At 75.0% G+C, this 12,107-nt stretch carries 13 protein-coding genes; 5 read left to right on the top strand and 8 right to left on the bottom strand.

The window, feature by feature from the left end; all coding sequences use genetic code 11:
- Nucleotides 1–43: 43 nt before the first annotated feature.
- The 3 genes from ABZ920_RS22090 to ABZ920_RS22080 form a co-directional block, all read right to left on the bottom strand.
- Nucleotides 44–397 carry a helix-turn-helix domain-containing protein gene (locus ABZ920_RS22090; RefSeq protein WP_361507539.1) on the bottom strand — a complete coding sequence of 118 codons (354 nt, stop codon included), beginning with the start codon at nt 395–397 and terminating at the stop codon, nt 44–46.
- Nucleotides 398–896: 499 nt separating this feature from the next.
- Complete coding sequence (locus tag ABZ920_RS22085) at nt 897–1,400, bottom strand: hypothetical protein (RefSeq protein ID WP_361507536.1); 504 nt, start codon at nt 1,398–1,400, stop codon at nt 897–899.
- Between the two features lie 99 nt (nt 1,401–1,499).
- Entirely contained in the window at nt 1,500–1,820 is a 321-nt protein-coding gene (locus ABZ920_RS22080; protein ID WP_361507534.1) for a DUF2795 domain-containing protein, read from the bottom strand.
- 315 nt (nt 1,821–2,135) lie between these two features.
- Between ABZ920_RS22080 and ABZ920_RS22075 the strand changes: the two genes are divergently transcribed.
- Nucleotides 2,136–2,537 carry an SseB family protein gene (locus ABZ920_RS22075; protein ID WP_361507531.1) on the top strand — a complete coding sequence of 134 codons (402 nt, stop codon included), beginning with the start codon at nt 2,136–2,138 and terminating at the stop codon, nt 2,535–2,537.
- 112 nt (nt 2,538–2,649) lie between these two features.
- On the opposite strand, the gene ABZ920_RS22070 is transcribed toward ABZ920_RS22075, so the two are convergent.
- On the bottom strand, nt 2,650–3,039 hold the full coding sequence (locus tag ABZ920_RS22070; RefSeq protein ID WP_361507528.1) for a MarR family transcriptional regulator: 390 nt from the start codon (nt 3,037–3,039) through the stop codon (nt 2,650–2,652).
- A gap of 239 nt (nt 3,040–3,278) precedes the next feature.
- A complete protein-coding gene (locus tag ABZ920_RS22065) occupies nt 3,279–3,740 on the bottom strand; it encodes an SPW repeat protein (protein ID WP_361507667.1) in 462 nt (153 codons plus the stop codon).
- A 186-nt stretch (nt 3,741–3,926) separates the two neighbouring features.
- Here ABZ920_RS22065 and ABZ920_RS22060 point away from each other — a divergent pair, with 186 nt between their 5' ends.
- The 3 genes from ABZ920_RS22060 (at nt 3,927) to ABZ920_RS22050 (ending at nt 6,734) form a co-directional block, all read left to right on the top strand.
- Entirely contained in the window at nt 3,927–4,214 is a 288-nt protein-coding gene (locus ABZ920_RS22060; RefSeq protein WP_361507525.1) for a helix-turn-helix domain-containing protein, read from the top strand.
- A gap of 319 nt (nt 4,215–4,533) precedes the next feature.
- Nucleotides 4,534–5,490: an SMP-30/gluconolactonase/LRE family protein gene (locus ABZ920_RS22055; protein WP_361507523.1), complete on the top strand. Its 957-nt coding sequence runs from the start codon at nt 4,534–4,536 to the stop codon at nt 5,488–5,490.
- A 407-nt stretch (nt 5,491–5,897) separates the two neighbouring features.
- A complete protein-coding gene (locus ABZ920_RS22050; protein WP_361507520.1) occupies nt 5,898–6,734 on the top strand; it encodes an undecaprenyl-diphosphate phosphatase in 837 nt (278 codons plus the stop codon).
- An 81-nt stretch (nt 6,735–6,815) separates the two neighbouring features.
- Here the strand turns inward: ABZ920_RS22050 and ABZ920_RS22045 are convergent, their stop codons facing one another.
- Nucleotides 6,816–8,039, bottom strand: a complete 1,224-nt coding sequence (locus tag ABZ920_RS22045) for a serine hydrolase (RefSeq protein WP_361507518.1) — start codon at nt 8,037–8,039, stop codon at nt 6,816–6,818.
- Nucleotides 8,040–8,544: 505 nt separating this feature from the next.
- Between ABZ920_RS22045 and ABZ920_RS22040 the strand changes: the two genes are divergently transcribed.
- The gene (locus ABZ920_RS22040; RefSeq protein ID WP_361507515.1) at nt 8,545–9,270 is read left to right on the top strand and encodes a class I SAM-dependent methyltransferase; all 726 of its coding nucleotides are present in this window, start codon (nt 8,545–8,547) and stop codon (nt 9,268–9,270) included.
- 472 nt (nt 9,271–9,742) lie between these two features.
- Here ABZ920_RS22040 and ABZ920_RS22035 read toward each other — a convergent pair whose 3' ends face one another.
- Together ABZ920_RS22035 and ABZ920_RS22030 are read right to left on the bottom strand one after the other, a co-directional pair.
- Nucleotides 9,743–10,909 (bottom strand): serine hydrolase domain-containing protein, encoded by a 1,167-nt coding sequence (locus ABZ920_RS22035; protein ID WP_361507513.1) that lies wholly within the window; start codon nt 10,907–10,909, stop codon nt 9,743–9,745.
- A 165-nt stretch (nt 10,910–11,074) separates the two neighbouring features.
- The gene (locus ABZ920_RS22030) at nt 11,075–12,043 is read right to left on the bottom strand and encodes an acetylxylan esterase (protein WP_361507510.1); all 969 of its coding nucleotides are present in this window, start codon (nt 12,041–12,043) and stop codon (nt 11,075–11,077) included.
- Nucleotides 12,044–12,107: the final 64 nt, after the last annotated feature.

Raw genomic sequence — 12,107 nt, 5'->3', positions numbered from 1 at the left:
GGCGCCGTTCCGGCCGCCGGGCGGTCCCGGCGGCCGGAACGGCTCACGCGGGGGCGTGCCCGGCCGACTCGCCGGGAGCGTCCGCGGGCCGGCCGCGGTCCGCCTCGTCCTGGGCGAGGAGAGACAGCAGCGCGGCCACGGTCAAGCCGGCCTCGGCGGGGTGGCGCAGGACCTTGCCGGGGTCGATCCGGTAGGTGTTGCCGCGCCCTTCCCGGGTGTGCGAGAGGTAGCCGTCCCGCTCCAGGTCGGAGATGATCTTCTGCACGGCGCGCTCGGTGAGCCGGCAGTGCGCGGCGATGTCGCGGATGCGCGCGTTGTGGTTGTCGGCGATGGCGGCCAGCACCCGGGCGTGATTGGTGAGGAACGTCCATCCGGTGTGGGACTCAGGCACTTCCATGCGGGCAAGACTACGGCCCGTGGTTCGCGTATACAAAAGCAGGAACCGTCTTTCCGCTGTGGCCGCCGCGGATCGCCGTGCACCGCCGCGGACGCGGCGGTGAGCGGCACGCGGACGGACGCCGTCGCCCCTACGGACGGGCGGCGGCCCCGTGCTCGGAGGGGCGGACGTCACCACCCCGCACGGACCGGCCCTGCCGTCGCCCGTACGGACTGCCCGGCTCGTCGCGTGCATCGGAACCTGCGGCACTGGTTACCCAGTCTCCGTAGGGTTCGGCAGTGAGCCCTGAAGGGCTCTTCGTGCCGCGCGCACGGAGAGCCCGCATCCGGCGACGCCGGCGCGGTGCGCGCCGTTCCGCGCCGGGCTCCGTGCCGATCCGGGCGCCCGCGCTCACGGCCGGGCCGCGACGACGCCGGGCGCCCGGGCCGCGACGATGTCGCGGCCGCCGCCATCCGGCGCCGGCCGCGGTCACCCTCTCCTTCTCACGCTCGCCCGGCCCTCACAGCCGGGGCTTCACCTCGAAACGGGGTCCCATGTCCGGCTGGTCCGCGCCGGCCAGCTCGGTGACCAGACGATGCACCTGGGTCAGGTCGTAAAGCAGGGTCCGGGCCTCCTCCGGGGACAGCCCCGAGGCCCAGGCGACCTCCTTCAGGTACACGCCGTCGCCGTGGCGGCGCTCCTGCGCGGCGGTGAGCGCGAGCAGCACCTGCTCGTGCTGCTCGGTGTAGCCGCACCGCTCCAGGTGCGTGTACACCGGTCCGGGTCCCGGCGGCACCGGGCCCCGGCGCTCCCGCTCGGCCGGGTCGCCGGCGTGCCACCGCGGCCGGCCGCACTGCGCGGCACCGGTTCCCTCTTCGTGGGGGCCGTCGCCGGGCCGGCGGGTACGCGCCTGCGGCGGCCCGGTCGTCACGTCGCGGATGTCCAGCGCCTCACCGGCGGCACGGGCGTCCGGGGTCGCCACGCGACGCCGCTGCTCGTCCAGTTCGTTCTTCTCACGTCCCATGAGGCACTCCTGTCGTCGCGTCCCGTCCGTCGCGTCGCGGCGTGCCGCGTCCGTCGCGCGGCGTCGTGTCGCGTGGTGAGGGACGGGCGGAGGACGGCGTCAGCGGTCCAGCTCCTCCTGCACGGGCGGCTTCGGCACGTCGCGCAGGTGCTGCGACTGGCCGGGCCGACCGCCTTCGCGGGCCTGCTCGGCCCGCTGTGCGTCGCTCAGATCCAGATCGGAGGCGGGGTCCACGCGCACCGACCGGGCCACCTCCTCGCGGTTGGCGTACTGCTCGGGCGGGATGCCGCGCAGCGCCTTGATGACCTCCGGCGACGCGCCGGACCGGTTCGCCGCCTCGATCAACTCGTCCTTGCCGGCCGGGAAGTCGACGTCCTTGATGGCGTCCACCACGTCCCGGGCGCTCGTACCGTGGCTCATGGCTTCCCCTTCTGTGGGTCCTGCGGACCATGGCCGAGTAACCGTCATCGCCGCGTCACTCACCTCTCCTCCGCCTCGTCTCGCACCGCGGCCGCAGGCCGCCCGCGCGGGTCAAGGCGACGGACCGCACCGCGGGAAACGGGCCGGAAGGGGACGGACGCGCCGGACGGCGGACCGGATCGACCGCCGGACCGCCCCGCTTCACCGGTGGCCGGGCGGTTGGTTCGCGTGCGATCGGGTACGCGGCCAGGAACGCGCCCGGGAGGATCACCTCACGGGCGGGCCGCACGACCCGCCGCGACCAGGGAATTCGTCATGGACACACCCGCGAACAACAACACTTCGACGCCTGCGCAACGTGCGCTGGACGTGCTCGCCGAGCACGCCGAGGACGCGGCGGCGCTGGACACGCTCGCGAGCAGCGACGTGCTGGTCCCCGTGCCCGACGACGTGAGCGAGGAGGACGCCACGAACCCGGCGGCGGTGGCGCTGCCGGTCCTGGAGCAGCCGGGCGGTGTCCCCGTGGTGCCCGTCTTCACCTCCGAGGTGGAGATGAGCGAGCTGCTGCCGTTCATCTCCCGCTACCGTCTCGTGCCGCTCGGCGCGCTGGCCTCCCAGTGGCCGTCCGACGACCTGTCGCTCACCATCGACGCCAGCTCCCCGCACGGGCTGACGCTCACCTCGGAAGGCGTGCGCACGCTGCTCGCGCGGCCGTAGGCCCGCGCCCAGAAGGGGAACGGGAGCGCCGGAGCGAGCCGACCGCGTCTCCGCGCCACCCGGCGGTGCTCCCCGCGCCCCGGCGGGGGCGGCGGCCCGGTCCGCCCGTCTCTCACCCGTTCAGCGTGCGGGCCAGCGCCGCGCGCTGCAACGGCTGGACCTCCCTGTGCAGATCGCGGCCCTTGCGCGTCAGGGTGAGCCACACGCCGCGCCGGTCCTCCGCGCACACCGAGCGCTCCACCAGGCCGTCCTTCTCCAGCCGGCCGATCAGCCGGGACAGCGCGCTCTGGCTGAGGTGGACCCGGCCGACCAGGTTCTGCACCCGGCAGTGGTCGCCCTCCTCCGGCGCCGCCGAGGCCAGCAGGTCGAGCACTTCGAAGTCGCTCGCGCCCAGACCGTGCGGATGCAGTGCCCGGTCGATCTCGCACATCGTGCGCGCGTGCACCGACAGGATGTCCCGCCACCGTTCCTCGAGCCGGGCCCCGGCCGTGTTCGCTCCCATACCTCGCATGTTAATGCGCGTGCATGCAGGTCGGGCGGCCGTGCGTGTGTGCGACACCGGGCGTCCGTCGTGCCCTCGGCGTGGTCGTGGCGGGGCCCCCGGGCCCGGGCCCACGCGCCGGCCGGTCCCCGGGCAACCCACCCACGCGGCACGACCGGTCGGCGTACGGAGCGGTGCCCGCAGGTCCCGGAAGAAGCCCGGCCGCCGTCCGGCGGCCGGGCCGTGGACACGCGTCGGGATCAGCGGCCCGGCATGAACGCGGCCGACCGGCCGCGCCCGCCCTCGGAGGACTCCGCCGCTCGGGCGGCGGCGCTGGCGGCCAGGGCCAGCGCCAGGGCGATCACGCCGGTGACGACGTTGTTGACGATCGTCTTGGTGGTGGCGACGTTGCCGGACACGACCCAGGGGGCGATGATCGTCCAGACGCCCAGGACGCATGCTCCCCACGCCATGCTGTGCGTCCGCTCGTAGGCGCGGCCGAATCCGCCGCTCATCAGGAGCGCGTAGGCGATACCGGTCAGCAGGTTGGTCACGGCCAGGGTGGACAGGTTGTTGAAACCGGTGATCCAGGGTGAGGCGGCCAGGTAGATGCCGGTGAGGAAGGCCAGCGTCCCGGTGGCCTGTCCCTGTGGTGTGCTCGTCGCGCGCTCGGCCATCTCGTGGCGGTGACGCATGTCGACGATGTCGGGATGCGTCTCCATGGACGGCTGGGACGACCTGGGTGAGGTTGCCATGGTCTTCACCTCGTGAGGGGTGATCTCGTCTGTAAAAGCCGGGTACCGCGTGCGGGACGGCCGAATCGGCTGCAATGGGCACCGCCTCGCGAGCGGCTGCGCGACAGTGTGGGGGAACGAGGGCGATGCGGCTTCGACGCGGAGGAGGCACGGATGCCGGAGACCCCCCAGGGCCCGCTGCGGCTGGCCGTCCTGGAGTGGCTGAAGGACCCGGCCACGCACTTTCCCCGGCAGCGGAACGGCGATCCTGCCGAGGACGGTGTCACGGCCCGTGCCGTGGCCGCGAAGCTCGGTGTGTCCCGGCGGGTCGCCGAACGGCACCTCGGCCTCCTCGTCGACCTCGGCCTGCTCCGCACCCGGCGGATCCGTCGGCGTACGCACTACAGCCGCGACGAAGTACGCATCGCGGAAGTCGCCCGGCTGTTCGAGAAGGGCTGGTGAGTGCCGTCTCGGCCGCCGGATCCTGCGGGCGTGTGCTGCCCGGCGGAAGTCCGGCCGCGTGGGTCCGGGGGCCGTGTCCGGCGGCGAGGTGCGTGCGTCTCCCGTTCCGGCCGGGCACGAGCCCGGCGGCGCACGGTGGCCCCGGTCCGCGCGCCCTCTGCGCGGGCGCTCTGCCGAGCGGGCGCCTCCCACGCGGCGCACACCCGGCACCCGTGAGACCCCTGCCGCCCCTCCGCGCACCCGGTGACCCGCTCGGTGGACGGAGACGGCGGGTACAACCCCCAGGCGGCGAGGCCGTACGACCCGAAGGGCAGGCGCCATGGACCGTCCCACGCCCCTCGTCCCGCTCCGGTACGTCCCCATCGGCGGCCGCGGCCCCGAGGACGTCGTCGTGGACGGCCGCGGCCGGGTGCTCACCGGCGTGGCGGACGGCCGCGTCCTGCGCCTCGACGGCCTGACGGACCCGGCCGGGCCCCGGATCGAGGTGCTGGCCGACACCGGCGGCAGGCCGCTCGGCCTCGAACCGCTCCCCGACGGCGGCCTGCTGGTGTGCGACGCCGTGCGGGGGCTGCTGCGCGTCGGTCCGGAACGCGGCGCCGTCCAGGTGCTCGCCACCGCGGTTGCGGGGGAGGGACTGCGGTTCTGCAGCAACGCCGTCGCACTGTCCGACGGCAGTGTGTACGTCACCGTGTCCTCGCGCTCCCACCCCCTGGAACACTGGCTCGCCGACATCGTCGAGCACACCGGCACCGGACGGCTGCTGCGGCTGCCGCCCGGCGGCGGTGCTCCCGAGGTGCTGCTGGAGGGGCTGCAGTTCGCGAACGGGCTGGCGGCCGGCGCGGGGGAGGCGTTCCTCGTCCTCGCGGAGACCGGTGCCCGCCGGCTCACCCGGTACTGGCTCACCGGCCCGCGCGCCGGCGGCAGCGAGCCCTTCGCCGAGGACCTGCCCGGCATGCCCGACAACCTCTGGCGCGCGGACGGCGGCGGGCCGATCTGGGTGGCGCTGGCCGGCCCCCGGGTGCCCCCGCTGGAGCTGCTGCACCGGGGCCGCCCCGCCCTGCGGCGCGCCGCGGGCCGGCTCGCCGTCCACGCGTCCTACCGGCCCGTCGGCGCGACCGGCGTCCTCGCCGTCGACGACGAGGGGCGGATCGTCCACCACCTCATCCGCCGGCACCCCCGCTTCCGCATGGTCACCAGCGTCTGCGTGGCGGACGGCGTGCTGGTGCTCGGCAGCCTGTGGGAGCGGGGCGTGGCGGTGTGCGGGGCACCGGCCTGAGGACGGCCCCGGCCGCCCGGACGGCGCCGAGGAGCGCATACGCGTCTCACCGCCCGGTGCGGAGGAACCGGCGGGCGAGGGGTGCGTGGCCCGCGACGACCGTGAGGTCGCCCGGCGCACACCACACGGACGAGTCAGGACGAAGCGGGCGGGGAAGGGTGAGAAGTCGTTGTGAACCCTGGGCCGCTCCGGCGGGCCCGGTGACCGGCCGGGACCGGGGCCGGGTTCCGCGGTGCCACGAACGTCGGTGTGGGCAGCGGCCCGGGGGACGGCGAGGGGCGTCGGCCGCCGTGTTCGCCGGGCGCCTCGCCGGCCGCGGCGGCGCGGGCGTGGTGCGAGACACTCACCCCGGCGTAGTAAGACTGCCTTCGGCACCGTCGACCCCCACCCGAGCAGAACTGGAACCCATGAGCGCCATCTCCGTCGGTCAGGCCGTCATCCTCGGAGCCGTCGAGGGGGTGACAGAATTCCTCCCCGTCTCCTCCACCGGCCACCTGAAGATCACCGAGGGGCTCATGGGGATCCCCGTCGACGACGACGCCGTCGTCGGGTTCTCCGCCGTCATCCAGGTCGGCGCCATCGCCGCCGTGCTCGTGTACTTCTTCAAGGACATCGTGCGCATCGTCTCGGCCTGGTTCCGGGGGCTGCGCAACCGGGAGGAGCGCTACCACCACGACTACAAGTTCGCGTGGTGGGTGATCTACGCGACGATTCCGATCGTCGTCGTCGGTCTCGCCGCCAAGCCCCTCATCGAGGGCCCGCTCGCCTCCCTGTGGGTGGTCGCCGGGTCGCTCATCGTCGGCAGTGGCGTGATGTGGGCGGCGGACCGGATGGGACGGCACAAGCGGGGTGAGGACGACACCTCCTTCAAGGACGCGATGCTGGTCGGCAGCTCCCAGATCCTCGCCCTGCTCTTCCCCGGCTTCTCCCGCTCCGGCGCCACCATGTCCACCGCGCTCGTCCTCGACCTCGACCGCGTCGCCGCCACCCGCCTGTCCTTCTTCCTCGGCATCCCCGCCCTGACCGGCGCCGGCCTGTACGAACTGAAGGACGCCCTGGGCACGGGCGCGGGCGCGGTGCCGCTGGCCGTCGGCACGGTCGTCTCCTTCGCGGTGGCCTACGCCTCCATCGCCTGGCTGCTGAAGTTCGTCGCCAAGCACTCCTTCCACGCCTTCGTCGTCTACCGGATCGTCGTCGGCGTCCTGCTCTTCGGCCTGCTGGCCACGGGTGTCGTCGAGGCCTGAGAGGCACTTCCCGCGGGTGCGCGGCCGGCGCCCGGGCCACGCGCACCCCGTGGTGCTCCGCCGCCACCGCCCTCGGCCCGGTCAGCGGCGCGCCGCCCTGCCGGCCCTGCGCCGCAGCGCCAGGCACACCGCTCCCGCGCCCAGCCCGGCGGCGCCCGCGATCGCGCCCGTCTCCGGCCAGGGGGACTCCTCGGCGACCGCCGCCGGTGATGCGGCCGCCGGGGCCGGGCGGTGGTCCGGTCCCGAGCGCGGGCGGGGGGCCGTCGCGGGCCGCACGGCGTTCAGCGACCCGACCGGATCGACGTGCTCGGCGGCGGCGAACCCCCAGTCGAGCAACGCGCGGGTCTCCTCGTACACCTTCAGCCCGTCACCCTCCTGAGGGTTCATCACCGTGGCCACCAGGGTGCGCCCGTGCTGCCGGGCCGCGGAGACGAGTGTGTTCCCCGCGTGGCTGGTGTAGCCGTTCTTGATCCCGATCAGGCCCGGATACGGCTCGACCCCGTCCGCTCCGGTCAGCAGCCGGTTGGTGTTCCGGATGCCGAACGACCCGGCGTAACCGGGGAACAGGGACCACGCCGTGGAGCAGTAGCGGGCGAAGTCCGCGTTGTGCAGCCCGGCCCGCCCGAACACCGCCAGATCGTACGCGGAGGACACCTGCCCCTCGGCGTCGTAGCCGTCGGGCGAGACGACGTGGGTGTCGAGGGCGCCCAGGGAGCGGGCCTTCACCTCCATCTGCCGGGCCGTGTGGTTCCAGCCGCCGTTGAGCCTCGCCAGTACGTGCACCGCGTCGTTGCCGGAGTGCAGGAAGACCCCGCGCCACAGATCGGACACGCTGTACGTCAGTCCCGGGGCGACCCCGACCAGGCTGCTGCCGGCGCCGATGCCCTCCAGGTCCTTGGCCGTGACCGTGTGCTGCAGGGTGCCGGGCAGGGCCGGCAGCACGGTGAGGGCGAACAGGGTCTTCAGCGTGCTGGCGGGGGGCAGCGGCAGGTGGGCGTCGTGCGCGGCGAGCACCTCCCCGGTGTCGGCGTCGGCCACCAGCCAGGACAGCGCGGACAGGTCGGGGAGGTCGGGCGCGTCGGCGTGCGGCCGGACCTGGGTTCCGGAGCGCTGGAGCAGCGACGGCTGCGGCACCGCGCCCCGCAGGCGCGCCGGTGCCGTGGATCCCGCTCCCGGCCGGCCCGGGACGGGGCCCACCGCATCGGACCGGCCCGCTGCCGCGCCCGGCGGCGCGAGCGCCAGGACACCCGCCGTGCACACGGCGCAGATCGACACGGCCGTCCGGAATGTAAATCCAATCGTCATACCGAAAACGTAGGGAGAAGTGGGGGACCGGGCTGACACGGCCGGGGCCGAACGGGGGGCGGGAGCACTCGTACGTGCTAGGCGGACGCCCGCTCGGGGGACACGGACGGACACGGATCGCGGGCAGGGCGCGGCCACCGACGTCAAGGCCCGTGGGGGAACCGGGATGACGCCGTGCCAGGCCGGCGGAGATGACGCGGTGCCAGGCCGGCGGAGATGACGTCGCGCCAGGCGCCGGGGGGTGGCGCGCCCGCCGTACGCGGTGGCCGTCGGTACGGGTGAGGCAGCCGCGCGAGGCGCCCGGCGCCGCGACGGCCGCGCGGTCCCGATGGCCTCGCGCCCGCGTCCGGCGGTCGGACGGCGCGGTGTCCGGCGGTCGGGCCGTGCGGCCGCCGGCGGGGCGTTGGGAAAGGTGCGAAGGCCGCGCGCCCCAGGGCCTCCCGCACACCCCGGCGGCCGGACGGCGCGACCCGCGACGGGACGGCGTGAGGTCTAAGCTGAGCCGGTGTTCAGTCCCGAAGGCCCGAGCCTGCGCGAGCTCGCCGTCCAGGCGCTGTCCTCCGTCGAGCGCGGCTACGACCTGCTCGCACCGAAGTTCGATCACACCCCGTTCCGTACGTCGGACGCGCTGCTGAACGCGCTCGCGTCGGCACTGGACCGGATCGGGCCCTTCGACGACGGGCTCGACCTGTGCTGCGGCACCGGCGCCGGGACCGGGATGCTGGCGCGGGTGTGCCGGGAGAGCGTCACCGGTCTCGACTTCAGCGCCGGCATGCTCGCCGTGGCACGGGAGCAGGTCCGGGCCGCCGGCCCGCGGCTCGCCTGGGTGCGCGGGGACGCCCGCGCCCTGCCGTTCACCGCCGCCTTCGACCTGGTGGTGAGCTTCGGCGCGCTCGGGCACTTCCTGCCCCGCGAGCTGCCGGGCCTGTTCGCCGGGGTCCACGCCGCGCTGCGCCCCGGCGGCGTGTTCGCGCTGCCCGCTCCCGCGCCGTTCCGGCCCCGTTCCGCGGTGTCCTGGACGCTGCTCGGCTTCGACACGGTGATGCGGGTGCGCAACGCGCTGTGGCGGCCGCCGTTCGTCATGTACTACCGCGCCAACCGCTTCGGCGGCGTCCTGCGGGAACTCGAGCGTGCGGGCTTCCGGGTGGACCTGTACGCGCTGCCCGAGTTCGGACGGCGCGACGACGGCACCCCGCGGGCCCGGATGATCGCCGCGCGCAAGCCGGCGTAGTGCTACCGACCCGGTCTTCGCCGATCCGGTCGCCTTCCGCCGGTGCGGCCTGACGGTCCGTCAGGTTTTGGGGCCCCTGCCGCGTGCGTTGGAAGCCGACAGCGGGCGGGGCCAGGACCAGGCAGCGGGCGGGGGCCAGGACCAGGACCGGAGACCTGGCACCCCCAGGCACGGCCCGCGCACGTCCGCCGGCCGTGGCCGACGGGGCCGCCGCCGAGGCCCGGTCCCGGTGGGCCACGGCATGCCCCGCCCCGAACGGACACGGCGTGCCCGGCCCCGGAGGGCGGTCCCGGCGATCCGGCCGGTCACGGCGATCCGGCCGGTCACGGCGATCCGGCCGGTCCCGGTGATCCGGCTCGGCCTGGCGATCCGGCCGGGCGTGGCGATGCGGCCGGTCCCGGTGATCCGGCCGGGCGTGGCGATGCGGCCCGGCCCGGCGATCCGGCCGGGCCCGGCCCGCGCCCGCCACTCGTCACAGCGCGCTGTACAGGGCCTCGATCAGCGCCATCTTCCGGGGGTCGTCCGCGATGTGCGGCCCCATCCGGTTCATCACATAGCCCAGCGACACCTCCGCCTCCGGGTCGGAGAGGCCGCAGGATCCGCCGAAGCCGTCGTGCCCGAAAGCCCGCGGGTTGGGTCCGTACGAGCCGTTCGGGCCGCTCAGCCACAGCCCCAGGGCGACCTCCGTCTCGTGCTCGAACCCGGCGCCCAGCACCAGGTCCCGGCACCTGCCCTGCCCCTCGCGGACCCGCTCCGCCGCCTCCGGGGACAGCACGCGGCGGCCGCCGAGGGTGCCGCGCCCGGCGAACACGCCGTACAGCGCCGCGACGGCGCGCGCCGTGCCGTGGCCGTTGGCCGCGGGGATCTCGGCGGCCCGCCACTCGGGGGTGTTCGCCCCGGCCGCGCCGATCACGGGATTCGTCACGGCCGCGACGGCCACGGGCGGCATCCGGCCGAAACTCTCCGCCCGGTCGGCGGTCGCCGGATTCGGGGCGTGCACCAGCTCGGCCGCCCGCCCGGCCTCCTTCTCCGGCAGCCCGACGGTGAAGTCGATGCCGAGCGGACCCGTCACCTCGCGCTCCAGGAAGGCGCCCGGCAGCAGTCCGGTGATCCGGCGCACCACCTCGCCCACCAGGAAGCCGTACGTCAGCGCGTGGTATCCGGACCGCGTCCCGGGCTCCCACCAGGGCTCGGTGGCCGCCAGCCGCGTGGTGGTGAGCTCCCAGTCGCACAGGTCGGCGAACGAGTGCGGCTCGCGCAGGCCCGCCAGGCCGGCCCGGTGCGACAGCAGGTGCCGGACGAGCACCTTCTCCTTGCCGGCCGCAGCGAACTCCGGCCAGTACGCGGACACCGGGGCGTCGAAGTCGAGCAGCCCGCGGTCCGCGAGGATGTGCGCGCACAGGGCGACCGGGCCCTTGGTCGTCGACCACACGTTGACCACCGTGTCCCGCTGCCACGGCCGGGTGCCCGCGGTGTCGGCCCACCCTCCCCACAGGTCCACCACCGTCTCGCCGTGCACGGTGACGGCCACGGCGGCGCCGAGTTCGCCCCGCTCCCGGAAGTTCTCCTCGAACGCCGTGCGCACCGCCGCGAAGCGCGCGTCGCAGTGACCGTGAATGCGTGGCTCCCGCCCTGACATGGGCCCTCCGTCGTCCGCCGGGTACCCCGGGCCGCCGAACCGCGCCCGGGCGTCCCGAACGTACCGACTGGTCGGACTGGAGGGAAGAGCCGGACGCGCCGAACCGGGACGACGGGCCGGGCCCAGTGCGCGCCCGCCCTCCATGCCCGGCGCCCCCGAGCGGGCTCAGACGTACGACCGTATCCAGCGGAGCTTGGCCGCGTCCTGGTACGGGCCGCCGCCCTCGTGGTCGTTGAAGTCGTACACCTCGATCGTCCTGTCCTCGTGGCCCCAGGCGTTGAAGGCCGCGAACACCGTGGAGGGCGGGCAGGTCTGGTCCTCCAGGGCCGCCGAGAAGAGGGCCGGCGTCCGGCCGCGCGCCGCGAAGTGCACGCCGTCGAAGTAGGACAGCGTGCGCAGGACGTCCTCGGTACGGCCGCGGTGTGTCTTCAGGTAGAGGCCGATCTCCCGGTAGGGGTGACGGTCCGTCAGCGTCGCCGCGCGCGGGAAGTCGCACAGGAACGGCACGTCCGGTGCCACCGCGGCGAGGTCCGGCACCAGGCCGCCCACCGCGAGGGCGATGCCGCCGCCCTGGCTGGCGCCGACCGCCGCCGTCCGGGCCGGGTCCGTCAGCGGGTGCGAGCGCGCCGCCTCCACCGCCCGCACCGCGTCCGTGAACACCCGGCGGTAGTAGTAGTTCTCCGGCGCGTCGACGCCGCGGGTCAGGAAACCCGGGTACGCCGGCGCGCCGCCCACCGGGTCGGCGGTGCCGCCCCCGCCGCCCCAGGCACTGCCCTGCCCCCGCGTGTCCATCACGAAGTGGGCGCGGCCCGTCGACGCCCACAGCAGGTGCTCGTGGGGCAGCCCGCGCCCTCCGCCGTAGCCGACGAACTCCACGACCAGCGGCAGCGGGGCGTCGACCCGGGCGGGCAGCGTCAGCCAGCCCTTGACCGGGTGGCCGCCGAAGCCGGCGAAGGTCACGTCGTACACCTCGACCGTGGTGAGGCCGGTGTCCACGAGGTCGAAACGGGCGTCCAGGTCGTACGCGCGGGCCTCCTCCAGGGTCTTGGACCAGAAGGCGTCGAAGTCCTCGGGCTCGGCGGACACGCTGCGGTAGGTGCGGAGCTCCTCGAGCGCGAGATCGAACAGGGCCATCGGCAACCGCCTTCGGAAGGGGACGTCGCGGGGGTGAGCACACCGTAGGCGGTGGCCGGAGGTC

The sequence above is a fragment of the Streptomyces sp. NPDC046831 genome (assembly GCF_040645305.1).
GTDB lineage: Bacteria > Actinomycetota > Actinomycetes > Streptomycetales > Streptomycetaceae > Streptomyces.
The sequence above is the reverse complement of the archived record's forward strand: the minus strand, read 5'-3'. Positions and strand labels throughout refer to the sequence as shown.